This is a genomic window from Pseudomonas sp. Gutcm_11s (assembly GCF_028649395.1).
Lineage (GTDB): Bacteria > Pseudomonadota > Gammaproteobacteria > Pseudomonadales > Pseudomonadaceae > Aquipseudomonas.
The window spans coordinates 140,574-164,214 of the sequence record NZ_JAQSUW010000015.1 but is presented as its reverse complement, the minus strand read 5'-3'; the positions used below and the strand labels follow the sequence as shown (position 1 = coordinate 164,214).

Here is a 23,641-nt window from a genome sequence, read left to right as displayed (position 1 = left end):
CCTCTCGCCGCATCCATGCGGCTCGTCCCCCTGCGCAACACCTCCACTCGGCCTCCTGACGGGGTTCGGACTCCGAGTTGGCTGGTAGTTTTTCTGGGCGCTTCGCGCATGATCTTTTTCCACGCTCCGCGTGGGATCGAGAAAGAAGACATAGAACTGTCAGGCAACTCAAAACGCCCCTTCAGAAGGGTGAGTGGAATCGTCGTGGAAGGGGTTGAGCGGCATGGAGGCCGCGAGAGGCGCGATGGGCCAAGGATGGCCCTTCGCGCCGGGCCCCTGGAGCGGCGATGGAGCGAACGAACCCGGAGCGAAGCGCAGGGCCGGATGCAGGGGAAAGCGTTTTTGGTTACTTTTTCCGCGACTGGAAAAAGTGACCCGCCGTACAAGGCGGAACCTGTAGTCTCAGCCGAGGAAAGCGCTGATTCTCAGCAACCATATCGACGCCAACACCCCGCTGTCAGGAAACGCCACACAAATGAATCCCCACCAAAAGCAGGTAGACCTCGCCAAGGCCTACCGCCTCCTCAACCACGGCCCAACCGTCCTGGTCTCCGCCCGCCACGAAGGCGTCGACAACGTCATGGCCGCCGCCTGGTGCTGCGCCTTGGACTTCTCCCCACCCAAACTCACCGTGGTACTCGACAAAGCCACCCGCACCCGCGAACTGATCGAACGCAGCGGCCGCTTCGTCATCCAGATCCCCACCGCCGCCCAGTTGCAGCTGACCAACCAGGTCGGCAACCACAGCCTCAAAGACGCCCCGGACAAGCTGGCCAAGGCCGGCGTCGAACTGTTCAACATACCCGGCCACGACCTGCCCTTCGTGCAAGGCTGTTCGGCCTGGCTGGCCTGCGAGCTGATCGCCGAGCCACACAACCAGCAGGCCTACGACCTGTTCATCGGCGAAGTGGTCGGCGCCTGGGCCGACGACCGCGTGTTCCGCGACGGCCACTGGCACTTCGAGGACGCCGACCCGGCCTGGTGCAGCCTGCACCATGTGGCCGGCGGGCACTTCTATGCCATCGGTGACGCACTGAAGGCCGAGTAGGCCTTCAGTCCTGCGGATACCAGCGCGGCGTGTAGACCCACTCGCCGCCGCCCTGGCGCGAGAAGCGCCGGGTCTGGCTGGAGCCGATGATCACCAGGGTACGCATGTCTACCAGCTCTGGGGTCAGCTCGCCGAGGGTGAGCACGCGCAGGGCCTCGGCCGGACGGCCGATGTCGCGACCGAGCACCACCAGGGTCTGCGGCTCGCGGTGCTGGCGCAGCAGGTCGAGGGCGCGGCCGAGTTGCCAGGGGCGCGCCCTGGAGATCGGGTTGTAGAAGGCCATGGCCAGGTCGGCGGCAGCGGCGTGCTGCAGGCGCTTCTCGATCATCGCCCAGGGCTTGAGGTTGTCGGACAGGGAGATCAGGCAGAAGTCGTGGCCCAGCGGCGCCCCGGCCTTGGCGGCGGCGGCCAGGGCGGCGGAGATGCCGGGTAGCACTTCCAGCTCCACGCCTTGCCAGCGTGCATCACTGGAAGCCTCCAGCGCCTCCATCACCGCGGCGGCCATGGCGAACACGCCCGGGTCGCCGGACGACACCATCACTACGCGTCGACCCTGCGCGGCCAGCTCGAAGGCATGGGCGGCGCGCTGCAACTCTTCGCGATTGTCGCTGGCGTGCAGGCACTGGTTGGCGCGGTAGGGGCCGGCCATGGTCACGTAGGTCTCGTAGCCGAGCACGTCCTCGGCCTCATCCAGCGCGCGGCGCACTGCCGGGGCTAGCAGCTCGGCGCAGCCGGGGCCGATGCCGACCACGCTGAGGCGGCCACGCGGGCGGCCGATGGTGGCAGCGGTCTGCGGGCTGTCAGCCAGATACAGGCTCAGCCCCGGCGCCTCGTAGCAGGCCGGCGGCAGCGCCGTGTTCGACTCGATGAAACGCAATGGCACCTTCAGCTCAGCAGCCGCCTGCTCGGCAAACGGCAATGCACGTCCTTCGCCTTCGACCAGCAGCGCCGCCAGGGCCTCCTCGGCCAGACCTTTCTCGGCTAGCGCGGCGCGCAAACGAGCAGCCAGCTCGGCAGAGAATTCGGTGCAACGCACCAGCAGCCGGCGCGGATGGATCAACAGTGCATCGTCGCCGCTGGCGGCGGCCACATCGATACGCAGGCAGCGCTCGCCCTCGGCATGCAGCGGCAGGTTGGCCTGTTGCAGCCACGGAGCCTCGCCTTCGACGCGCAAACGAGCACCGCCGAGCAGGTCGCTGACCAGGCGCTTGCCCTGCTCCAGATCGGCCAGGGCGTAGCCCTCGGGCGGGTCGAGCAGGCAGGTGCCGAAGCGCAGCTCGCCGCTGGTAGTGATGGCCGGCGCCACCGCCAGCCAGTCGCCCAGCTCGCGGGCCAGGCGGTTGACCCCGGCCAGGCCGCCGAGCAGCGGCACCACGGCGCTGCCGTCCTCGGCCAGGGCCAGTACCGGTGGTTCGGCGCCCTTCTCCACCAATGCTGAAGCCAGGCTGCGGATGACGATGCCGGCGGCGCACAGGGCGATGATCGGCGTACCGGCGCGGTACAGGCCGCGCAGGTGTTCGGCGAATTCGCGGTAGCTCTCGTCGACCTCGTCCACCCGTCCGGCCAGGCCGTGGATGCGTGCCTGCGGATAGCGCTCGCGCACGCGGCGTGCGGTGGCCAGCGCCGAGGCGCCGAGGATGACGATGGCGGGTGCTCGATCCAACTCAGCCACGCCACTTCTCCCCCGGCACCAGGATCATGGAGAAGTACGGCGAGGCCAGCGGATCCACCTCGTCCAACGGCACGATGTGCTGGTTGTCCATGGTGGCGCGCTCCACATAGTGCGCGCGCTCGGCCAGGCCGAGGCGTTGCAGCACGCGGCGCACCTTGTCGAAGTTTCGACCGAGCTTCATCACCACCGCGGCCTCGGCAGTGCGCAGGCGCTGCTCCAGCTCCTCTTCCGGCAGCACGCCGGAGAGCACGCTCAAGCTCTGGTTGCGATAGACCAGCGGCGTACCCAGTACTGAGGCGCAGCCGAGCATCGAGCACACGCCGGGCACCACCTCGGCATCAAAACGCTCGGCCAGGCGGTCGTGGAGGTACATGTAGGAGCCGTAGAAGAACGGGTCGCCCTCGCAGATCACCGCCACGTCGCGACCGGCGTCCAGCTCGGCGGCGATCTGCACAGCGCAGGTGTCGTAGAAGTCGGCAATCACATCCTCGTAGGTCAGCGGCGGTTCCAGCTTCTCGGTGGTCACCGGATAGACCAGCGGCAGGCGGCGCTGCGCCTCGCTGAGGTGCTGTTCGATGATGCCGAAGGCGTTGCCGCCCTGGCCCTTGTTCGCCTTGGCCTTGGCCACGAAGTAGCCCACCACCGGCGCGGACTGCAGCAGGCGCAGGGCCTTGAGGGTAATCAGCTCCGGATCGCCGGGGCCGACGCCGAGGCCGAGCAGACGTCCCTTGCGCATCACTCCACCTCCGTGGCCAGAGCGTTGACCGCGGCGGCGGCCATGGCGCTGCCACCGCGGCGACCGTGCACGATGACGTAGGGCACGCCGCGGCTGTCGGCGGCGAGCATTTCCTTGGATTCGGCGGCGCCGATAAAGCCCACCGGCATGCCGAGGATCAGCGCCGGTTTGGGTGCGCCAGCGTCGAGCATTTCCAGCAGGTAGAACAGCGCGGTGGGCGCGTTGCCGATCACCACCACGCTGCCCTCCAGGTGCTCGCGCCAGTGCTCCAGCGCCGCCGCCGAGCGGGTGTTGCCGAGATCACGGGCCAGCTGCGGCACGTCCGCCTCGTTCAGGGTGCAGATCACCGGGTTGTTGGCCGGCAGGCGCGCGCGGGTGATGCCCTCGGCGACCATGCGGGCGTCGCAGAGGATCGGCGCGCCTTGGGCTAATGCCGCGCGGCCGGCGGCGCCGGCACCGGGCGAGAAGCGCAGGTCCTGCACCACGTCGACCATGCCGCAGGCGTGGATCAGGCGTACGGCGAGTTTCTCCAGGTCGGCCGGGATGGCGCTGAGGTCGGCCTCGGCACGGATGGTGGCGAAGGATTGGCGATAGATCTCCTGACCATCGCGGATGTATTCGATCATTCGGGTGTTCCTGCGGCGAGGTGCTCGCCGGCTTGGTCGATATCGAGGGACGCCGCCAGCAGGCGGCCGAATCCGGCCTGGCCCTGCTCGCGGCGATAGAGGTCGTAACGGCCACCGGGCTGGGCCAGCAGCGTGTAAGGGGCGATGTGGGCGGCGGCGCAGCTGCGAGGGCAACCGCACAGGTGCACCTGCGCCGGGCCGTGCGGGCCCAGATGATCGGCCAGACGCAGGGCATCGGCCTTGGTGTCCGCCGCACCCTTGGCGCAGCCGGCGGTGCCGCTGCAGGCGAGCATGCGGGCCAGCGGCGCGCAGGCATCCAGCAGCAGACCGATGTCGCTCACGGCTTGCGCCACGATGGACTGGCGATCAGTGGCGACATCCGGCAGCAGCACGCCCTGCCAGGGCGTGAGGCGCAGCTCGCCGCTGCCTTCGGCATCCGCCAGATCGGCCAGGGCCTGCAGCTGCTCGGCGTACAACCGCCCGAGCGGCGCCCCCGCTAGCAGCATCACCTGCCCTGGCTGACCCTGGGCATGCATACCTAGCGGCGTGCCTTCCAGCGCTGGGCTGGCGAAGCAAGGCGTCTCAGGCTGGAAGTCGAATGGCAGGCGGGCGAGGAAGGCTTGCGCCGGTAGCTCGGCCAACAGCTGGCGCAGGCGCGAATGCTCGCCGGCCAAGTCGAGGAACAGGTGCAACAGCGCTTCTACCAACTGCACTGCCTGATCCACCGCGACCACGCCCAGCGCACCGCCACGCGGGCAGCCGGCCAGGCCGAAAGCCATCTGCGTACCGCCGGGCAAGGCGCTGAGCCAGATATCGTGCGGATGCTCGAGCATCGCCAGGGATTCACCGCCATCCAGCTGCACGGCGAACTTGGGCGACAGGTCGCGGAACGCAGGCACATCCTGCAGCAGCGCCAGCAGTCGTTCGGCCAGCGGGCGGGTATCGAGATGGGCCGCCGGATCACGGCCGGCGGCGGGGCTGATCAGCACATTGCGCACATCGTCGGCATCGGCGTGACGCGGGCCGAGGCCGGCGTCGAGCAGCTGCTGCACCAGCGCGCCTTGGCACTCCTCGCGCACACCGCGAATCTGCAGGTTGCTGCGGTTGGTCAGCTCCAGCACACCACTGGCATGGGTTCGCGCAGTCGCGACCACGGCGCGGGCCTGAGCGCTGGTGAGCAGGCCGCCGGGCAGTTTTACCCGGCAGATGCCGCCATCTTTCGCCGGCACGACGCGCCACAGCCCCGGGCAGGCAGACGGCCGGGGAACATGTGCAGCAGCAATAGAGGGATCGGGCTTCAAACGGTCACCGACAACGAACGACGCGGCGACCGAACCAGTGAAATCCGCACAGGGATTTCTTGGCATCGGTACACCCCGCCCGATGTTGGCACTCGCGACTGCGTCGTCGGCAGGTCTCCTGGCTGACAGGTCCTCATCGCTGCACGGCCTTCCCGATTGCTCAGTGGCATGTGTGTGAAGCGACTCGCTGCTTACAGTTGCGGGGGCAGCCACGGCTTGTACCGTGTTCCCTCTTAGGCCCGCTGGCTCCCCTGGAGGGGCCGGGCACCGACGAAGGCGCTATTATGCCCGCTTTTAGCGGCACCGGGCCAAGCCCGCGCGTCGCCCGCAAGGCATCGAGGAGACACAGATGACGGCCTGGCTGACGGTAGTGGGCATCGGCGAAGACGGTTATGCCGGCCTGGGCAAGACGGCGCGTCGCGCGCTGCTGGCGGCCGAGTGCATCGTCGGTGCGCCGCGCCAGCTCGACCTGCTGCCGCCGTGCATCCGCGCCCCACGCCAGAACTGGCCGAGCCCCTTCAGCCTGGAGCCGGTGCTACAGCGACGCGGCACACCGACCTGCGTGCTGGCCAGCGGTGACCCTATGCTGTTTAGTGTCGGCGCCAGCCTGGCGCGCCAGGTGAGCGAAGGCGAAATGCTGGTGCTGCCGGCGCCCTCCTCCTATTCCCTGGCCGCCGCGCGCCTGGGCTGGCCGCTGCAGGACGTGACCCTGCTGTCGGTGGTGGCGCGTCCTCTGCCCACCGTCGCCCGCCATCTGCATGACGGCCAGCGCCTGCTGATCCTGTGCAACGACGGCGATAGCCCCGCCGCCATCGCCGCCCTGCTGCGCGAGCGTGGCTTTGGCGCCAGCCGCCTGAGCGTGCTGGAGCACCTGGGCGGCCCACTGGAGCGGCGTATCGATGGCCTGGCCGCGAGCTGGAATGTGGAAGCAGTCGCCGCGCTGAATCTGCTGGCCGTGGAATGCCAGGCCGACACTGGTGTGCAAGCGCTGCCGCTGACCATCGGCCTGCCCGACGACGCCTACCGCCACGACGGCCAGCTGACCAAACGCGACGTACGCGCCATCACCCTAGCCCGCCTGGCGCCACGCCCCGGCGAGCTGCTGTGGGATGTCGGCGCCGGCTGCGGTTCGATCGGCATCGAGTGGCTGCGCAGCCACCCGAGTTGCCGCGCCATCGCCATCGAGGCCAACGCGGATCGCCAGCAACTGATCGCGCATAACCGCGACGCCCTCGGCGTGCCGCAGCTGCAGCTAGTGGCTGGCGAAGCGCCGGACGCGCTAGCCGGCCTCGACTTCCCCGACGCCATCTTTATCGGTGGCGGCGTCACCGTGCCCGGCGTGCTGGAGCTGTGCTGGCAGGCGCTGAAACCCGGCGGCCGGCTGATCGCCAATGCCGTGACCCTGCAGAGCGAGGCCATGCTGGTGGCCTTCCGCGAACAGCACGGTGGCGAGCTGACCCGCATCGCCGTGGCCCAGGCCCAGCCGCTGGGCGATTTCGACACCTGGCGCAGCGCCCTGCCGATTACCCTGCTGCAAGTACACAAGCCGTGACCCGAGTTCTGCTGCTCGGCGGTGTCGGCGACGCACTGCGTCTGGCCCGTCGTCTGGGGCCCGAGCACCTGTACAGCCTGGCCGGGCTGGGCAAGGTGCCGGAGGACCTGAACTGCCAGGTGCGCGTCGGCGGCTTCGGCGGTGCCGAGGGCCTGGCCGACTTTATCCGCGCCGAGGGCTTCGACCTGCTGCTGGACGTCACCCACCCCTACGCCGCCCGGATCAGCGCCAATGCCGCCGCGGCCGCGCGCCTGGCCGGCGTGCCCTGCTGGGCGCTGCGGCGTCCCGGCTGGCAGCCACAAGCCGGTGACGACTGGCGCGAGGTGGCCGACTGGACCGCACTGGTCTCGGCGCTGGAACCCTTCGGCAAACCCTTCTTCACCCTCGGCCGCGAGCCGCTGGCGCATCTCGACGAGATTCCCGCGCATCAGTACTGGACCCTGCGCCTGCTCGATGCCCAGCCCGAACATCCACGTGCACGCTGCATCGCCGCGCGCGGCCCTTTCACCCTCGAAGATGAACGCACGCTATTCGCCGCTGAGGGCTTCGATGTGCTGGTGAGCAAGAACAGTGGCGGCAATGCCACCGAGGCCAAACTGCAGGTCGCCCGCGAGCGCGGTCTGCCGGTATTGCTGCTGCAACGCCCGCAACTGCCCGAGGTGGAGCGCAGCTTCGCCAACCCCGATGACCTGTGGCAGGCGCTGCAGCCGCTGCTTTGAGAACTCCGATGAAGACCGAAACCTACGCCCGCGTGCTGTTCGCCGGCCCCGATCTCGACCATGGCAGCTTCGCCGAACTGACCCGCCGCCAGCTCACCGAACAGTTCGGCGCCACGGTGCTGGGCGATCTGTTCGATACCGGCGCCGGTTATGACGCGCTCTGGGAGCAGGTACGTGACTGCCTGAGCAGCGCAGAGCTGCCGCTATTGATCGTCGATCTCGACCCACTCGGCGATAGCCCGCAGCTGGACTGGCTGCGCGGCGAACTGCAGGCACTGGCCGGCGAACGCGCCGACCGGCTGCTCGTCGGTGCCGGCAATGCCGAGGATGTGGCGGCCCTGGCCGAGCTGATCCAGCAGCCGGACAAGCACCTGGGCTGCGTGGACGTACCGCAGCTGCCGGAGTCTCACTCTTGGTCGTGCATCCCGCCGCACCGCTATCGCGTGCTGCTGTGCAACGGCCCGCGCTGCACCCGGCGTGGCGCCCTGCCCTTGTGGAAACTGTTGCGCGAGGAGCTGAAAGCGGCCGGCCGACTGGAGACCGAGGATGGCGTGCATATCACCCGCACCCAGTGCCAGTTCCCCTGCGACCAGGGCCCGACCCTGAGTGTCTACCCGAGTGGCGAGTGGTACCGCATACGCGACGCGGCCGAGGTGAAGCGCCTGGTGCAGGAGCGCTTCGTCGAGGAACGCGCGGTGCCCGAACTGATCATGCGCGGCTAGATAGCAAACCGGCCGCTCTGGGCGGCCGGTCGGGGAATCACAGGTTCATCACATCGAGGAAGCGCGGCGTGGCGCTGTCATCGATCTTCAGGGTCTTGAAGTCGAACAGCTCGCGGTCGGCCAGCTGCGAGGGCACCACGTTCTGCAGCGCGCGGAACATGATCTCGGTACGGCCGGGGCTCTTGCGCTCCCAGTCCACCAGCATTTCCTTGACCACCTGGCGCTGCAGGTTCTCCTGCGAACCGCACAGGTTGCACGGGATGATCGGGAATTCCTTCATCACCGAGTAGGCCTCGATGTCCTTCTCGTTGCAGTAGGCCAGCGGGCGGATCACCACGTTGCGGCCGTCGTCGGACAGCAGCTTGGGCGGCATGGCCTTCAGCGTGCCGCCGTAGAACATGTTGAGGAAGAAGGTCTCGAGGATGTCGTCGCGGTGGTGACCGAGGGCCATCTTGGTCGCGCCGATTTCGTCGGCGTAGGTGTACAGGGTGCCGCGACGCAGGCGCGAGCACAGCGAGCAGGTGGTCTTGCCCTCCGGGATCTTCTCCTTCACCACCGAGTAGGTGTCCTTCTCGATGATGTGGTACGGCACGCCGATGGATTCCAGGTAGGCCGGCAGCACGTGCTCGGGGAAGCCGGGCTGCTTCTGGTCCATGTTCACCGCGACGATCTCGAACTTGATCGGCGCCACCTTCTGCAGGTACAGCAGCACGTCGAGCATGGTGTAGCTGTCCTTGCCGCCGGACAGGCAGACCATCACCTTGTCGCCATCCTCGATCATGTTGAAATCGGCGATGGCCTCGCCGACCTGGCGACGCAGGCGCTTCTGCAGTTTGTTCTGGTTGACCGAAATGGTGCTGGGCATGGTGCGGGAGAATCCGGGGGTGAAGGCGAAAAGCTGGCTATTTTACGCACAAAGCTCGGCCGCGACAGCCCGTGTTAGGCTCGCCCGATGAACAACGACCTCGACCCGACCCTCGACCTGCCCGAACAGCTGCAGCAGTTGCTCCGCGCCGTACCCGCCGGAATCAGTGAATTCCAGCTGATCCAGCAGCTCAAGGCCCGCCGTTCCACGCATATCCCGCACCTGGGGCTGGCGGACCGGCTGGTGCTGTTTCGCACCCACTTCCTGCTGTTCAACGCCCTCTATTCGCTGCGCGAGCGCCTATGGGGCAAGCGCGAGGCGCATCTGCAGATCAGCCCGCTGTGCGTGCAGCTGCAACCCTGGCACCCGGGCAGCGCGGAGCTGGCCGAACACGACCCGCTGCGTGACTACTATCTCAATCTGCAAAATTTGCGCGATACCACCGAAGACGATGTGGAGAAGCTGCTGGCCAGCTTCTGGACCCGCATGCAGGGCGGCGAAGAGAAGCAGGCGGCCCTCAAGCTGTTCGAGCTGGATGCCACGCAACCGCTCAATCTCGCGCAGATCAAGCAGCGCTACCGCCAGTTGGTGAGCCTGCACCATCCGGACCGGGGCGGCAGCACCAGCCGCCTGCAGTCGATCAACCTGGCCATGGAAATACTTGAGCGCTATTACGGCTGACTCATAGAGAGCAATTCGCTCTAAAGCCACGGATTACGCGGGATACAGCCTTTCCTATACTGCGGCATACGGTCGCACTTAATTCGGCCTGCACCCGGCGCCGCTGTTCACGCACGCCGGGCGTTACGCTCGGGGCGATCGACAATAAAAAGAGGAGGTGTCTGCATGATCCACCATGTTTGGGGGCTCTTCACCCATCCCGACCAAGAGTGGCAGGAAATCCGTGGCGAAGAGGAAAGCGTCAGCCACATGTACCTGACCCATGTCCTGATTCTCGCTGCCATCCCCGCGCTCTGCGCCTATTTCGGTACCACCGAGGTGGGTTGGCGCATCGGCGATGGCGAGGCGGTCAAGCTCACGGCGGCCAGCGCCATGCAGATGACCATCATGTCCTACCTGGCAATGCTCGCTGGCGTGGCCGTCATGGGGGCCTTCATCCACTGGATGGCGCGCACCTACGACTCCAACCCGACCCTGACCCAATGCATCGTGTTCGCCGCCTATTGCGCGACCCCGCTGTTCGTCGGCGGTGTCGCGGCGCTCTATCCGAGCCTGTGGCTGGGCATGCTGATCGGCACGGCGGCGGTCTGCTACACGGTGTACCTGCTGTACTCCGGCATCCCCACCTTCATGGGCATCCCCCAGGACGAGGGCTTCATGTTCTCCAGCTCGGTACTGGCCGTGGGCCTGGTGGTGCTGGTGGCGATGATCGCCTGCTCGGTGATCCTCTGGGGCTTCGGCGTAGGGCCGGTCTACACCAACTGAGTCTGTATCGTCTGCACCAGGCCGCCTACGGGCGGCCTTTTCATTGCACGCACGTTCCTTCCAGCCGGAAAGTTGAACCCTGGCGACACCTGCGCAGTTCTAAGCCGTTATGGCCAACCCTGCAGAGGAACGCGCCCATGACGCCGCACTTCGTCAACCTGTTTACCCACCCGGACGCCGCCTGGCACGAGATCCGCCAGGAAGAGGAACAGCATCCCGCGCACTACCTGGGCCACCTGCTGCTGCTCGCGATGATTCCCGCCGTGAGCCTGTTCGTCGGTACCAGCGAGGTGGGTTGGAGCCTGGTCGAGGATGAGCGCGTGCGGCTCGCCGAGGGCAGCGCCCTGCTGCTGGCCCTCAACGTCTACCTCACCGCACTGGTCGGCACCCTGATCATGGGCGGCTTCATCCGCTGGATGTCGCGGACCTTCGATGCACGCCCCAGCCTGAACCAGTGCATCGGCTTCGCCGCCTACACCGCCACGCCGTTCTTCCTCGCCGGGCTCGTGGCCATCTACCCGAGCCGCTGGATCGCGGTACTGGCGCTGGGCCTGGCCTGTGCCTATTCGACCTTCCTGCTGTTCGTCGGCCTGCCCACCTTCATGCGCCTGCGCCAGCAGCAGGGCATGGTCTACGCCGGCTCGGTCTGGGCGGTCGCGGTGCTGGCGGTGGTGACGCTGCTGGTCTCGGCCATCCTGCACTGGCACTACTACATGGACCCGGTCTACGAGCGCACCGCGCCGGAACAGGGCTACTCGACCCGCGAGGAAAGGCCGACGGTGCAGGAGCAGCAACACAGCAACGACTGACTCGACCAGCGGTCGGTTTAGCTACGCGGGGCGATGCGGCATAATCGCCCCATGCCCGAACTGCTCCATGCCCGCGTCGAAGCCTGCTACCTGCAGGCCGAAGGCTTCTTCAAGCGCTCGTTCCCCCGTCCCGAGGTCAGCTTCAAGCTGCGCGGCCAAAAGGCCGGCGTAGCGCACCTGCACGAGAACCTGCTGCGCTTCAATCCCAAGCTGTACGCGGAGAACCGCGAGCACTTCCTCAAACAGACGGTGGCCCACGAGGTCGCCCACCTGGTGGCGCACCAGCTGTTCGGCGGGCGCATCCAGCCGCATGGCGAGGAGTGGCAGCTGATCATGCGTGGTGTCTACGAGCTGCCGCCGGATCGCTGCCACAACTACGACATCGGCCGGCGCAAGGTCACCCGCTACCTCTATCTGTGCCAGTGCCCGGAAGGCGAGTTCCCCTTCTCCGGCCAACGCCACCGCCTGGTCGCCCAGGGGCGGCGCTACTTCTGCCGGCGCTGCCGGGCGACCCTGGTATTCAGCGGCGAGCAGCGGGTCGAGTAATCCTCAGCCCAGCGCCTTGCTCGCCCTGAGCGCGGCAATCTCATCCTCGCCATAACCCAGCTCGCGCAGCACCTCGTTGCTGTGCGCGCCGACCGCTGCGCCGATATGCCGTGGTGGCTGCAGCCCCTGCGAGAAACGAATCGGGCAGGCGATCTGCCGCTGTGCGGCCTTGCCCTCGCGCGGGACCTCGGTGACCACGCCACGCGCCTTGAGCTGCGGATGCTCGACCGCTTCGGAGAGCTTCAGCACCGGTTCGACGCAGGCGTCCACCTCGGCGAAGCGATGCTGCCACTCGGCCAGGTCGTGTTTCTCCACCTCAATGGCGATCTCCTCCTTGAGGCGCTGCTGGTCCTTGGGCGACAACCCCAGAGCGGCCAGTTCCGGGCGGCCGAGAGCGGCGCAGAACTGCTGCATGAACTGCGGTTCCAGGCTGCCCACCGACAGCCAGCGACCATCGCGGGTGCGGTAGTAGTCGTAGAAGCTGCCGCCGTTGAGCACTTGGTTCTGCATGTCCGGCTCCACGCCGCCGGCCAGGTAGCCGGCGCCGGCCATGGCATGCAGGCTGAAGGCGCAGTCGGTCATGCTGATGTCCACGTGCTGACCGATGCCGCTGCTCTGCCGGGCGATCACTGCGGCAAGCAGACCGATCACCCCGTGCAGCGAGCCGCCAGCGATGTCCGCCACCTGCACGCCGAGCGGCAGCGGGCCGCTGTCGCTGCGTCCGGTGTAGCTGGCCAGGCCACTCAGGGCCAGGTAGTTGAGGTCATGGCCGGCGCGATCCTTGTACGGCCCGCTCTGCCCGTAGCCGGTGATCGAGACGTAGATCAGCCGCGGGTTGATCGCCTTGAGCGCCTCGTAGCCGAGGCCGAGCTTGTCCATCACGCCTGGGCGGAACTGCTCCAGCACGATGTCGTACTCGGCCACCAGGCGCCGCACCACCTCCAGCGCCTCGGGCTTCTTCAGGTCCAGCGCCAGGCAGCGCTTGTTGCGGTTGAGGTAGGCGTGGCTGGTGGAGACGCCATCCACATGCGGCGGCAGCACGCGCACCAGGTCGACACGGCTGGGCGACTCGACGCGCAGCACCTCGGCGCCCATATCGGCGAGCAGCAGCGAGGCGAACGGCCCCGGCAGCAGGGTGGAGAAGTCGAGGACTTTCAGCGAGGACAACGGGCCTTTCATGTTCAGTTTTCCCAGTGCAGAGAGGGTTCGGCCGGCAGCTCGGCGACCAGGTCGGCATACCGGGTCTCCAGCACGTTGCGGCGGATTTTCATGGTCGGGGTCATGCAGCCGTTGTCCACGGTCCAGCTGTCGCGCACCAGCAGCAGGTGGCTAAGGCGCTCGTGGGGCTGCAGTTCGGCGTTCAGGCCGTGCAGGGTCGCCTGCAGGTCGGCGGCGATGCGCTCGCGCGGCTCGGCGCGGGCGGCTGGCGACAGCTCGATCAGGGCCAGCGGCTGGTCGCGGTTGCTGCCCATCAGGCAGACCTGCTCGACCCAGGTGTTGCGGGCGATCTGCCCCTCGATGGGCGCCGGCGCCACGTACTTGCCCTTGCTGGTCTTGAAGATGTCCTTCACCCGGCCGGTGATGCGCAGGTAGCCGTCGGCATCCACCTCGCCCTTGTCGCCGGTGTGCAGCCAGCCACCGGCCAGCGCCTCGGCGCTCAGGGCCGGTTCACGGTAGTAGCCCTGCATCAGGGTCGGGCTGCGGAACTGCACCTCGCCGTTCTCCGCCAGGCGCATTTCGAGGAACGGCATGGGCCGGCCGACGCTGCCCAGGCGCACCTGGCCCGGACGGTTGAAGCAGCCGTAGGCAAAGTTCTCGGTCATGCCGTAGCCCTCGCAGAGGGTCATGCCCAGGCGTCGGTACCAGTCCAGCAGCGCCGGCGAGATCGAGGCCGCGCCCGAGACCAGGATGCGCGCCTTGCCCAGGCCGAGGCCCTGGCGGATCTTGCGTGCCACCAGCGTGCCGATGAAGGGCAGGCGCAACAGTCGGTCGAGGCGTTGTGCCGGCAGGCGCTCCAGCACGCCCTGCTGGAAGCGCGTCCATAGCCGCGGCACGGAGAAGAATACGGTCGGCCGCACCTGGCGCAGGTCGCTGGCGAAGGTCTCCAGGGATTCGACGAAGGCCACGCTGGCGCCGCTGTACAGGCTGTTCATCTGCACCAGGAAGCGCTCGGCGGCGTGCGACAGCGGCAGGTAGGAGAAGAAGCGGTCGTGCTGGCCGATCTTCATCTCCAGCACCGAGTTGGTCGCAGCGAAGGCCATGGCCCGCGCCGAGAGCATGGCGCCCTTGGGCTGGCCGGTGGTGCCGGAGGTATAGAGGATGCTCAGCAGCTCGTCGCCCTGCTGCTCGTGTGCCTGCTGCAGCGGCTCGTGCGCGGCCAGCAGCGCGTGCCACTGGTAATCGGCGCGCAGGGTCGGATAGGGCATGGCGATGCGCACCACCTGCGGGCCGATGCCGGTTTCCAGCTTTTCCGGCTCGTCCAGCTTGCCGAGGATGATCGCCTTGCAGCCGGCATGTTCCAGCACATAGGCCACGCTCTCGGCGGACTGCAGCGGGTACAGCGGCACGCTGACCAGCCCGGCGAACATGATCGCCAGGTCACTGACGAACCACTCCGCGCAGTTCTTCGCCAGCAGCGCCACGCGGTCGCCCGGCTGGCAACCCAGGGCCTGCAGTGCACTGGCCAGGCGCCGGGCCTGGTCGTCGACCTGGCGCCAGGTGACGTCGTGCCACACGCCGTCCACCGGCTGGCGCAGCCAGACCCGCTCGGGCGCCACCTCCAACCAGTGCTGGAATCGTTGCAGCGGCAGTTGTTCGGTCATGTCAGGTCCCTTGTTCTTGTTCTTGTCGAAGCGCGCGATGCCGGATCAGGCGTGCAAACACGCCAGTTCGCGTGCAGGAGCCTAGCCCTGCTTCGCGCGTCCGGCGCCCCTCATTCCCCAGGGGATCGACGCAGGTTAGGTCTGCCCTCCACTTCCTCTCAATGACCCAAGCGCTCGGTGCGATTGACCCTATCGGTCAACTTCCATGGTGCGGGCCAGGTAACCCTGCAGGTAATCGATGAAGGCCAGCACCTTGCCGCTGGCCCGTCGGTGGCTGGGATAGACGGCGAGGATGTTGTCGCCGAAGGCATCCGGGTCGATGCGGTAATCGGTCATCAGGCGTACCAGCCGGCCTTCATCCAGCAGGTCCATGGCGCTCCACTGCGGGGTGTGCAGCACACCGTGGCCGGCCAGGGCATTGGCCAGCAGCAGGTGGTAGTTGTCGCTCTCCATGCGTACCCGCTTGGGGTGCGGCAGGCGGATGCGCAGGTTGTCGCGGTCCACCCACCAGCCATCGCGGCCCAGGGCCGGGTGGGTGTACATCAGCCAGTCGTGCTCCTCGATGGTCTGCGGTGTCAGCGGCTGCGGGTTGCGCGCGACGTACTCGGGGCTGGCGCAGAGGAAGATGCGGTTGCGTCCGATAACCCTGGCGATCAGCCCGGGCAGGTCGCTGGGCCCCTCGCGCAGGGCCAGGTCATAGCCGGCCTCGACCAGGTCGACGAAGTCGTCGCTCAGGTCCACGTGCAGGCGAATCTGCGGGTATTCGGCGAGGAAGCCGGCACACACCCGCTCGAGAAAGGCCGGGCCGAAGGCCAGCGCCGCGGTCAGGCGCAGGCTGCCCTGCAGGCCGTTCTGCAGCTGGTCGATCTCCTCGCCGGCGTCGCGCAGGCGCTGCAGTACCTGGCGCGCGGTATCCAGGTACAGGCGCCCGGCCTCGGTCAGCACGATGCGCCGCGTGCTGCGCTCGAACAGCGCCGCGCCCAGCTCGCGCTCCAGATGGCCGACCGCCTTGGTCAGCGCCGAGGGCGTCTTGCCCAGCAACTCGGCGGCGCGGCTGAAACTGCCCTGCTCGGCGGCGGCGACGAACATGCTGAGGGCGCTGAACTTGTCCATGGTCTTTTTCCAATCAGGCAAAAGGTTTTTGCGCAAACAGGCCGTTCTGCCCATTCGCCTTGCTCGCTAGTCTCCCTGCCAACTCAATAAAAACAAGGGGTCTGCTGTGAAAAGAGCGTTGCTTGCAAGTGCATTGGCTTTTTCCTCGATGGAAGCCATGGCCGCCGCCGATCTGGTGCTGTTCAACGGCAAGGTGTTCACCGCCAACCAGGCCCAGCCACAGGTACAGGCCATCGCCGTGGAAGACGGCAAGATCCTGCGCGCCGGTAGCGACGCCGAGATCAAGGCCCTGGCCGATGCCTCCACCCTGCTCGTCGACCTCGCAGGCAAGACCCTGGTGCCCGGCCTGATCGACACCCACTCGCACGCCGTGTTCGGCGGCCTGGAGCTGGCCGCCGCCAACATGGAAGACGAGCTGGTCAGCGTCGACGAACTGGAGAAGCGCCTGCGCGGCTGGCAGGCCGACGGCCGAGCGGTGCACGGCGACGTGCTGCAGGTCGGCGGCATGAACTCCGGCGTCTGGTCCCAGGCCGAGGCCATGGGCCAGCGCTTCAACCATGGCGAGTGGGAAAAGCTGCCCATCGTCTTCGTCGGCAGCGACCACCACACCGCCTGGGCCAACGCCGCCATGCTCAAACGCGCCGGCATCGACAAGGCGCTGGTGGCCCGTCTGCCCAAGGGCGAGCGCGACACCATCGGCCTGCTGAAGAACGGCGAGCCCAGCGGCTTCCTGGTCGACGCCGGCTGGGATCGGGTCGCCAGCGTGCTGCCGGCCGTGAGCCCGGACGAGCTGCTGCGCGGCGCCGAAGCCGCGGTGCAACTGAACAACAGCCTGGGCATCACCGCCTGGATGGACCCGGCGTCCAACGCCGCGCCGGGCGAGGCGGTGTTCGACCTCAAGCCCACCGAGAAGAGCGTCGGCGTGCTGCCGGCCTACAAGGCCCTGGCCGAGAAAGGCGGCCTGAATGCCCACGTCGCCGCCCTGCTGGTGGCCAACCCCAAGAGCCGCCCGGCCGATCTGGAAGTGCTGGACAAGGTGCGTCAGCAGTTCGCCAACGTGCCCAACCTGAGCCTGCCGGGGATCAAGGTGTTCGCCGACGGCGTGCTGGAGTTCCCGGCGCAGAGCGCGGCGCTGATCGACCCGTACAGCAACTCGCTCAAGCAGGGCGAACTGCTGATCGACCCGGCGCACTTCGGCGAGCTGGTCAGCGCCGCCGACGCCCGCGGCTGGCTGGTGCACATCCACGCCATCGGCGACCGCGCCGTGCGTGAGTCGCTCAACGGCATCGAGCAGGCGCGCAAGGACCGGCAGAGTGGCGTGACCCACTCGATAACCCACCTGCAGCTGGTCAATCCCAAGGAGTTCGCGCGCTTCAAGCCGCTGGGCGTGATCGCCTCGATGCAGCTGCTGTGGGCCGCCGGTGACGAATACACTCTGGACCTGGTCAAGCCCTACGTCAGCGCCTTCGCCTTCCGCTACCAGTACCCGGCGCACTCGCTGCTGGCCAATGGTGCGACCATCGCCGGCGCCAGCGACTGGCCGGTGTCCACGCCCAACCCCTGGCTGGCCATCGCCCAGGCGTCGACCCGCGAGGGTGACAAGGGCGTGCTCAACGCCGACGAGCGCCTGGACCGCGAGACAATGTTCTACGCCTACACCATCAACGCCGCGCGAACCATCGGCCTGGAGCAGAGCATCGGCTCGCTGGAAGCCGGCAAGCAGGCCGACTTCGTGGTGGTCGACCGCGACGTGTTCAGCGTCGACGACAAGGCCCTCGGCGACACCCAGGTGCTGCAAACCTGGTTCGCCGGTCGCCAGGTCTACGCCCCCGCCCAATAACAACCAGTTCCACCGCTTCGCCCACTCCCGGCTTCGCCGGGGGCTGGCGAAGCCTTGCCGCCTATCTGCCAAAACAACCACAACATCGAGATAGCACCCATGAAACGCTCTACCGCCCTCCTCCTCGCCGGCCTGGCCCTGACACCCCTGAGCAGCCAGGCCGTGCCGATCAACGACGACTTCTTCGTCGACATCGACCTCACCCTGGCCAGCGACTACCGCACCCGCGGCATCTCGCAGACCCAGGGCGACCCCGCGCTGCAGGCCGGCGCCACCCTGGGCCACAGCAGCGGCCTGTATGCCGGCGTGTGGACCTCCAACGTCGACTTCGGCTACGGCCTCAAGACCCGCCAGGAAGTGGACTACTACGCCGGCTGGTACTGGCAGGCGACCGAGGCGGTCAGCCTCGACCTCGGCTACATCAAGTACGCCTACCCCAAGGAGAGCCAGTTCAACCAGAGCGAGGCCTACGCCATCCTCAACGCCTATGGCTTCAAGGCCGCGGCCTACTACTCCCGCGACCTGGGCAACTTCATCGGCGAGGATCAGGACACCCTCTACACCTGGGTCGGCTACGAGACCCAGCTGCCGCTGGAGATCGGCCTGGACCTGCGCTACGGGCGCATGGACCTGAAGGACCCGCTGTTCTGGTCGAACAGCGGCCAGTCCAGGGATTCCTACCGCGAGTGGGAGGTGAAACTGACCCGTGACTTCTTCGACGTCACCTGGGGCCTGAGCTACGTCGACACTGACCTGTCGGAAGCCGAGTGCTTCAGCAACTACGGCTTCACCGACGCCTGCACCGCCACCGTGGTGGCCAGCGTGAGCAAGACCTTCTGAGGTAATGCTGATCACTGTACCGGCCCGCACTCGCGCAACTGTACGGGCGATTTGAAAGCCATCTGCGGATTGCGCCGCCCAGCCGGCGGCGTAATCTGACGGCTCCTGTCTGGAGCCGTTTGATGAGACCCGCCGACCTGCTTCGCCTGCTGCTGCTTGCCGCCATCTGGGGTGCCAGCTTCCTGTTCATGCGCATCGCCGTACCCGTGCTGGGCAGCCTGCCCACCGCCTTCTTCCGCGCCAGCCTCGGCGCCCTCGGCCTGCTGGCCTTCCTCCTGCTGATGCGCCCGGTGTGGAACTACCAGGGCAAGTTCCGCGCCTGCCTGGTGCTGGGGGTGATCAACGCCGGCCTGCCATCGGTGATGTACTGCCTGGCCGCGCTGGTGCTGCCGGCCGGCTACTCGTCGATCTTCAACGCCACCACGCCGCTGATGGGCGTGCTGATCGGTGCGCTGTTCTTCAGCGAGGCGATGACCGCCAGCAAGGCCGCAGGCGTCGCCCTCGGTCTGCTCGGCGTGGCCGTGCTGACCCGCACCGGCCCGATCGACTTCGACCTGCCGCTGTTGCTGGGCGCCGCTGCCTGCCTGGTGGCCACCACCTGCTACGGCTTCGCCGGCTTCCTCACCCGCCGCTGGATCGGCCCGCTGGGCCTGGACAACCGCCTGGTTGCCTTCGCCAGCCTGGTCGGTGCCAGTGTGTTCCAGCTGCCGCTGTTCGCCGGCAGCCTGGTCTGGCAGCCGCCGACCAGCTGGGGCGGGCCCACCTTGTGGCTGTCGCTGGCCGCCCTCGGCCTGGTCTGCACCGCCTTCGCCTATGTCCTGTACTTCCGCCTGCTGGCCGACATCGGCCCGATCAAGGCCAGCACCACCACCTTCCTGATCCCGCCGTTCGGCGTGGTCTGGGGCGCCCTGTTGCTGGGCGAGCCGCTGACCTGGGACTACCTGCCGGGCTGCCTGCTGATCGGCGTGGCGCTGTGGCTGGTGGTGCGACCCAGCGCACCCGCCGCGACACCAGCCAAGGCCTGAAGCCAGAAACGAAAAAGCCGCCCGAGGGCGGCTTTTTCATGGGCGGCAGCTCGTTACTGCTGCAGCTCCTGATCACTGAACAGATCACTGAACAGCATGCTGGAGAGATAGCGCTCACCCGAGTCCGGCAGGATGACCACGATGGTCTTGCCCTGCATCTCCGGCTTCTCGGCCAGGCGCACGGCGGCCACCATGGCCGCGCCACAGGAGATGCCGCAGAGGATGCCCTCTTCCTGCATCAGACGCAGGGCCATGGCCTTGGACTCATCGTCGCCGACCTGCTCGACGCGGTCGACGATGGACAGATCGAGGTTCTTCGGCACGAAGCCGGCGCCGATGCCCTGGATCTTGTGCGGGCTGGGCTTGATCTCCTCGCCGGCCAGCGCCTGGCTGATCACCGGCGAGGCGATCGGCTCGACGGCCACCGAGAGGATCGGCTTGTGCCGGGTGTTCTTGATGTAGCGCGACACGCCGGTGATGGTGCCGCCGGTGCCGACCCCCGCCACCAGCACGTCGACCGCGCCGTCGGTGTCGTTCCAGATCTCCGGGCCGGTGGTCTTCTCGTGGATCGCCGGGTTGGCCGGATTGTCGAACTGCGCCGGCATGAAGTACTTGGCCGGGTCGGAAGCGAGAATCTCGCCAGCCTTCTCGATGGCGCCCTTCATGCCCTTGGCCGGCTCGGTCAGCACCAGTTCGGCGCCCAGGGCCTTGAGCACCTTGCGTCGCTCCAGGCTCATGGAGGCCGGCATGGTCAGCACCAGCTTGTAGCCGCGGGCGGCGGCGACGAAGGCCAGGCCGATGCCGGTGTTGCCCGAGGTCGGCTCGACCAGGGTCATGCCCGGCTTGAGTACGCCACGCGACTCGGCATCCCAGATCATGTTGGCGCCGATGCGGCACTTGACCGAATAGCCGGGGTTGCGCCCCTCGATCTTCGCCAGGATGGTCACGCCCTTGGGACCGAGGCGATTGATCTGCACCAGCGGCGTGTTACCGATGGACTGGGCATTGTCTGCAAAGATGCGGCTCATGATGGGGTGTCCTTGTCGATTCGCGAGCCAGACAGCCTACGGCCGCGTGCCGGGATCGTCCAGAGCACGCCGGTCGAACTCCGCGGGCCACCGGGCAGTCCATCGAAAACACCCGTTGCGACGAGCGCCCGCATGAAACGCCGCTACAGCCTGCCCTTTTCCATCCTGCTCGGCCTGGCCGTGTTGCTGGTCACGCTGCACCTGCTGCTGCCCTACCTGATCCGCGATTACCTCAACGACAAGCTGGCCGACATGGGCGACTACCGCGGCCAGATCAGCGACGTCGACCTGGCCTGGTGGCGCGGTGCCTACCGCATCAACGGCCTGCAGATCGTCAAGGCCGACGGCGAGGTGCCCGTGCCGCTGCTCGATGCGCCGTCGATCGACCTCGCCGTGAGCTGGCACTCGCTGTGGTACAGCCATGGTGTGGTGGCCCGGGTGATCTTCGAGCGCCCCGAGCTGAACTTCGTCGACGGCGGCGAGCGCGACGAAGACAGCCAGACCGGTGCCGGCGTCGACTGGCGCGCGCAGCTGGAGAAGCTGCTGCCGATCACCCTCGATGAAGTTCGCGTGGTCGACGGGCGCATCAGCTTCCGCAACTTCACCTCGCAGCCGCCGGTGGACCTGCAGGCCGACGATGTCGATGCCAGCCTGTACAACCTGACCAACGTCGCCGATGACAACGGCCAGCGCGTCGCGCGCTTCGAGGGCCACGCCCTGCTACTCGGCCACGCGCCACTGGAGGCCACGGCGGTGTTCGACCCGTTCGAGAACTTCCAGGACTTCGAATTCCGCGTGCGTGCCACCGATATCGAGCTGCGCCGGCTCAACGACTTCTCCTCGGCGTACGGCAAGTTCGACTTCAACGCCGGCAGCGGCGATGTGGTGATCGAGGCCAACGCCGAGAACGGCCAGCTGGATGGTTACATCAAGCCCTTGTTGCGCGACGTCGACGTGTTCAATTGGCAGCAGGACGTGGCGCGCGAGGACAAGAGCTTCTTCCGCTCGATCTGGGAAGCGCTGGTCGGCGGTAGCGAGACAGTGCTGAAGAACCAGCAGAAGAACCAGTTCGCCACCCGCGTGGAGCTATCGGGCAGCGTGCGCGACCAGGACGTCAGCCCCTTCCAGGCCTTCCTCGCCATCTTGCGCAACGGCTTCGTCCAGGCCTTCAACGCACGCTACGAGAACTCCCCGCCTAGCTCGTGAGCTGGTCGCTGAAGATGGCCTCGATGGGCAGTTCGAACAGCCGGCCGATGCGGAAGGCCAATGGCAGGCTGGGGTCGTACTTGCCGGTCTCGATGGCGTTGACGCTCTGCCGCGACACTTCCAGACGCTGCGCCAGCTCCGACTGGCTCCAGCCGCGCTCGCCACGCAACTCCTTCAGACGATTGTGCATGGCGACTCCTCAGGCGTAGCGCCAGCGCACCAGGGTCGAGGTCAGGGCATAGGCGGCCCAGAATGCCGGGAAGGCCATGATCAGCGGGAAGCGCGGCCAGCCGGCGTACTGCTCGAGGAAGCCCCAGGCACTGAGCAGGCCGACCACCACGCCGCCGGCCAGCAGCGCCGCGCGCGACATCAGGAAGCGCAGAAATTCGTCCGGCTCGCTGCGCATGTAGCGGTCGAACACGTACAGCGAGGCCAGCAACGGAATGGCCGGCGACGCGGCGGCGATCACCCGCAGGGCGTAGGGCAGGTTCTGCAGGTCCACGCCCCAGCTGATCAGGCAGACCAGCGCGGCATACACCAACATCAGCGAGGAACAGGAAATCACGTAGCGACGGGCGGCGGCGTTCATGGCGGGCTCCAAATCAATGTCAAGCAAACTTAACATTCGCCCGCGAAAAATGTAAAGCTCGCTTGTCACACAATCTGCATTCGCAACCGCCACCACCATGACCCGCCATTCAGTGACTGAATGCCGCGTCTGCGTTCACAGTTCACCGCCCCGCGCGTTATAGTCGGTCTCTACGTCACCCACCGAACCAGCCGGGAACGCTACTCGCGCGCCCGTTCGAGGATTTCCAGATGAAGTTCGAAGGCACCCAGTCCTACGTCGCCACCGCCGACCTCAAGCTCGCGGTCAACGCCGCCATCACCCTGCAGCGTCCACTGCTGGTCAAGGGCGAGCCAGGCACCGGCAAGACCATGCTGGCCGAGCAACTGTCCGCCGCCTTCGGCGCTAAGCTGATCACCTGGCACATCAAATCCACCACCAAGGCCCACCAGGGCCTGTACGAGTACGACGCGGTCAGCCGCCTGCGCGACTCGCAGCTGGATTCCGACAAGGTCCACGACGTTCGCAACTACATCAAGAAAGGCAAGCTGTGGGAGGCGTTCGAGTCCGAGGAGCGTGTGATCCTGCTGATCGACGAGATAGACAAGGCCGACATCGAGTTCCCCAACGACCTGCTGCAAGAACTCGACAAGATGGAGTTCTACGTTTACGAGACCGACGAGACGATCAAGGCCAAACAGCGCCCGATCATCATCATCACCTCGAACAACGAGAAGGAACTGCCGGACGCCTTCCTGCGCCGCTGCTTCTTCCACTACATCGCCTTCCCGGACCGCGACACCCTGAAGAAGATCGTCGACGTGCACTACCCGAACATCAGCGGCGAGCTGGTGGCCGAGGCGCTGGACGTGTTCTTCGACGTGCGCAAGGTGCCGGGCCTGAAGAAGAAGCCCTCCACCAGCGAACTGGTCGACTGGCTGAAGCTGCTGATGGCCGACAACATCGGCGAAGCCGTGCTGCGCGAGCGCGATCCGACCAAGGCCATCCCGCCGCTGGCCGGTGCCCTGGTGAAGAACGAGCAGGACGTACAGCTGCTCGAGCGCCTGGCCTTCATGGCGCGCCGCGCTTCGCGCTGATCACGCCGGTATAGGGCGGGTGCAGGCCAAGTGGCCGCCCCGCCCATCGATTCACCTGAG

The 23,641-nt window shown here is 67.1% G+C and carries 24 protein-coding genes and 1 riboswitch; of the genes, 13 read left to right on the top strand and 11 right to left on the bottom strand.

Annotated elements, in window-relative coordinates; all coding sequences use genetic code 11:
* The first annotated feature begins 475 nt into the window (after nt 1-475).
* Nucleotides 476-1,048, top strand: a complete 573-nt coding sequence (locus PTT45_RS15745) for a flavin reductase family protein (protein WP_273814494.1) — start codon at nt 476-478, stop codon at nt 1,046-1,048.
* Nucleotides 1,049-1,052: 4 nt separating this feature from the next.
* On the opposite strand, the gene cobJ is transcribed toward PTT45_RS15745, so the two are convergent.
* Genes cobJ through cobG form a run of 4 tightly spaced genes read right to left on the bottom strand, consistent with a single transcriptional unit; the run spans nt 1,053 to nt 5,383 of the window.
* On the bottom strand, nt 1,053-2,720 hold the full coding sequence (gene cobJ / locus PTT45_RS15740) for a precorrin-3B C(17)-methyltransferase (protein WP_443218199.1): 1,668 nt from the start codon (nt 2,718-2,720) through the stop codon (nt 1,053-1,055).
* Nucleotides 2,713-3,456, bottom strand: a complete 744-nt coding sequence (locus PTT45_RS15735; RefSeq protein WP_273814493.1) for a precorrin-2 C(20)-methyltransferase — start codon at nt 3,454-3,456, stop codon at nt 2,713-2,715. The genes cobJ and PTT45_RS15735 overlap by 8 nt, the downstream gene beginning before the upstream one ends.
* Nucleotides 3,456-4,082: a precorrin-8X methylmutase gene (locus PTT45_RS15730; protein ID WP_273814491.1), complete on the bottom strand. Its 627-nt coding sequence runs from the start codon at nt 4,080-4,082 to the stop codon at nt 3,456-3,458. The genes PTT45_RS15735 and PTT45_RS15730 overlap by 1 nt, the downstream gene beginning before the upstream one ends.
* The gene (gene cobG / locus PTT45_RS15725; protein ID WP_443218198.1) at nt 4,079-5,383 is read right to left on the bottom strand and encodes a precorrin-3B synthase; all 1,305 of its coding nucleotides are present in this window, start codon (nt 5,381-5,383) and stop codon (nt 4,079-4,081) included. The genes PTT45_RS15730 and cobG overlap by 4 nt, the downstream gene beginning before the upstream one ends.
* A gap of 91 nt (nt 5,384-5,474) precedes the next feature.
* A riboswitch (cobalamin riboswitch) is annotated at nt 5,475-5,670 on the bottom strand.
* Between the two features lie 62 nt (nt 5,671-5,732).
* On the opposite strand from cobG, the gene cbiE reads away from it, so the two are divergent.
* The 3 genes from cbiE to PTT45_RS15710 are packed head-to-tail and all read left to right on the top strand — an operon-like array spanning nt 5,733 to nt 8,376.
* Nucleotides 5,733-6,935 (top strand): precorrin-6y C5,15-methyltransferase (decarboxylating) subunit CbiE, encoded by a 1,203-nt coding sequence (cbiE, locus tag PTT45_RS15720; protein WP_273814488.1) that lies wholly within the window; start codon nt 5,733-5,735, stop codon nt 6,933-6,935.
* Nucleotides 6,932-7,654, top strand: a complete 723-nt coding sequence (locus PTT45_RS15715; protein WP_273814487.1) for a cobalt-precorrin-6A reductase — start codon at nt 6,932-6,934, stop codon at nt 7,652-7,654. Before cbiE ends, PTT45_RS15715 begins: the two co-directional genes overlap by 4 nt.
* A gap of 8 nt (nt 7,655-7,662) precedes the next feature.
* Complete coding sequence (locus tag PTT45_RS15710) at nt 7,663-8,376, top strand: (2Fe-2S) ferredoxin domain-containing protein (protein ID WP_273814486.1); 714 nt, start codon at nt 7,663-7,665, stop codon at nt 8,374-8,376.
* A 37-nt stretch (nt 8,377-8,413) separates the two neighbouring features.
* Here PTT45_RS15710 and ttcA read toward each other — a convergent pair whose 3' ends face one another.
* The gene (gene ttcA, locus PTT45_RS15705) at nt 8,414-9,241 is read right to left on the bottom strand and encodes a tRNA 2-thiocytidine(32) synthetase TtcA (RefSeq protein WP_273814485.1); all 828 of its coding nucleotides are present in this window, start codon (nt 9,239-9,241) and stop codon (nt 8,414-8,416) included.
* An 87-nt stretch (nt 9,242-9,328) separates the two neighbouring features.
* Here ttcA and PTT45_RS15700 point away from each other — a divergent pair, with 87 nt between their 5' ends.
* The 4 genes from PTT45_RS15700 to PTT45_RS15685 all read left to right on the top strand — a co-directional run bounded on the left by PTT45_RS15700 (nt 9,329) and on the right by PTT45_RS15685 (nt 12,042).
* Complete coding sequence (locus tag PTT45_RS15700; RefSeq protein WP_273814484.1) at nt 9,329-9,922, top strand: DNA-J related domain-containing protein; 594 nt, start codon at nt 9,329-9,331, stop codon at nt 9,920-9,922.
* Nucleotides 9,923-10,087: 165 nt separating this feature from the next.
* Nucleotides 10,088-10,687, top strand: coding sequence for a Yip1 family protein (locus PTT45_RS15695; protein ID WP_273814483.1), 600 nt, complete (start codon nt 10,088-10,090; stop codon nt 10,685-10,687).
* 137 nt (nt 10,688-10,824) lie between these two features.
* On the top strand, nt 10,825-11,496 hold the full coding sequence (locus tag PTT45_RS15690) for a Yip1 family protein (protein WP_273814482.1): 672 nt from the start codon (nt 10,825-10,827) through the stop codon (nt 11,494-11,496).
* Between the two features lie 51 nt (nt 11,497-11,547).
* A complete protein-coding gene (locus PTT45_RS15685; RefSeq protein WP_273814480.1) occupies nt 11,548-12,042 on the top strand; it encodes a SprT family zinc-dependent metalloprotease in 495 nt (164 codons plus the stop codon).
* A 3-nt stretch (nt 12,043-12,045) separates the two neighbouring features.
* Here the strand turns inward: PTT45_RS15685 and PTT45_RS15680 are convergent, their stop codons facing one another.
* From PTT45_RS15680 to PTT45_RS15670, 3 genes are all read right to left on the bottom strand, one after another.
* Entirely contained in the window at nt 12,046-13,221 is a 1,176-nt protein-coding gene (locus PTT45_RS15680; RefSeq protein ID WP_273814479.1) for a CaiB/BaiF CoA transferase family protein, read from the bottom strand.
* A 2-nt stretch (nt 13,222-13,223) separates the two neighbouring features.
* Complete coding sequence (locus tag PTT45_RS15675; protein WP_273814477.1) at nt 13,224-14,864, bottom strand: AMP-binding protein; 1,641 nt, start codon at nt 14,862-14,864, stop codon at nt 13,224-13,226.
* A 189-nt stretch (nt 14,865-15,053) separates the two neighbouring features.
* Nucleotides 15,054-15,977, bottom strand: coding sequence for a LysR family transcriptional regulator (locus PTT45_RS15670; protein ID WP_273814475.1), 924 nt, complete (start codon nt 15,975-15,977; stop codon nt 15,054-15,056).
* 148 nt (nt 15,978-16,125) lie between these two features.
* Here PTT45_RS15670 and PTT45_RS15665 point away from each other — a divergent pair, with 148 nt between their 5' ends.
* The 3 genes from PTT45_RS15665 (at nt 16,126) to PTT45_RS15655 (ending at nt 19,682) form a co-directional block, all read left to right on the top strand.
* Complete coding sequence (locus tag PTT45_RS15665; RefSeq protein ID WP_273814473.1) at nt 16,126-17,817, top strand: amidohydrolase; 1,692 nt, start codon at nt 16,126-16,128, stop codon at nt 17,815-17,817.
* Nucleotides 17,818-17,916: 99 nt separating this feature from the next.
* Nucleotides 17,917-18,657 (top strand): TorF family putative porin, encoded by a 741-nt coding sequence (locus PTT45_RS15660; RefSeq protein WP_273814472.1) that lies wholly within the window; start codon nt 17,917-17,919, stop codon nt 18,655-18,657.
* A 122-nt stretch (nt 18,658-18,779) separates the two neighbouring features.
* The gene (locus PTT45_RS15655; RefSeq protein ID WP_273814471.1) at nt 18,780-19,682 is read left to right on the top strand and encodes a DMT family transporter; all 903 of its coding nucleotides are present in this window, start codon (nt 18,780-18,782) and stop codon (nt 19,680-19,682) included.
* Nucleotides 19,683-19,735: 53 nt separating this feature from the next.
* Here the strand turns inward: PTT45_RS15655 and cysK are convergent, their stop codons facing one another.
* Nucleotides 19,736-20,710: a cysteine synthase A gene (gene cysK / locus PTT45_RS15650; protein ID WP_273814470.1), complete on the bottom strand. Its 975-nt coding sequence runs from the start codon at nt 20,708-20,710 to the stop codon at nt 19,736-19,738.
* 132 nt (nt 20,711-20,842) lie between these two features.
* Between cysK and PTT45_RS15645 the strand changes: the two genes are divergently transcribed.
* Nucleotides 20,843-21,916, top strand: a complete 1,074-nt coding sequence (locus PTT45_RS15645) for a DUF748 domain-containing protein (protein ID WP_273814469.1) — start codon at nt 20,843-20,845, stop codon at nt 21,914-21,916.
* Here PTT45_RS15645 and PTT45_RS15640 read toward each other — a convergent pair.
* Both PTT45_RS15640 and PTT45_RS15635 read right to left on the bottom strand, forming a co-directional pair.
* A complete protein-coding gene (locus tag PTT45_RS15640; RefSeq protein ID WP_273814468.1) occupies nt 21,906-22,106 on the bottom strand; it encodes a helix-turn-helix transcriptional regulator in 201 nt (66 codons plus the stop codon). The genes PTT45_RS15645 and PTT45_RS15640 overlap by 11 nt on opposite strands.
* A 9-nt stretch (nt 22,107-22,115) precedes the next feature.
* On the bottom strand, nt 22,116-22,505 hold the full coding sequence (locus PTT45_RS15635) for a hypothetical protein (RefSeq protein WP_273814466.1): 390 nt from the start codon (nt 22,503-22,505) through the stop codon (nt 22,116-22,118).
* A 230-nt stretch (nt 22,506-22,735) separates the two neighbouring features.
* Between PTT45_RS15635 and PTT45_RS15630 the strand changes: the two genes are divergently transcribed.
* Nucleotides 22,736-23,581, top strand: a complete 846-nt coding sequence (locus PTT45_RS15630) for an AAA family ATPase (RefSeq protein ID WP_043311651.1) — start codon at nt 22,736-22,738, stop codon at nt 23,579-23,581.
* The last annotated feature ends 60 nt before the right edge of the window (nt 23,582-23,641 follow it).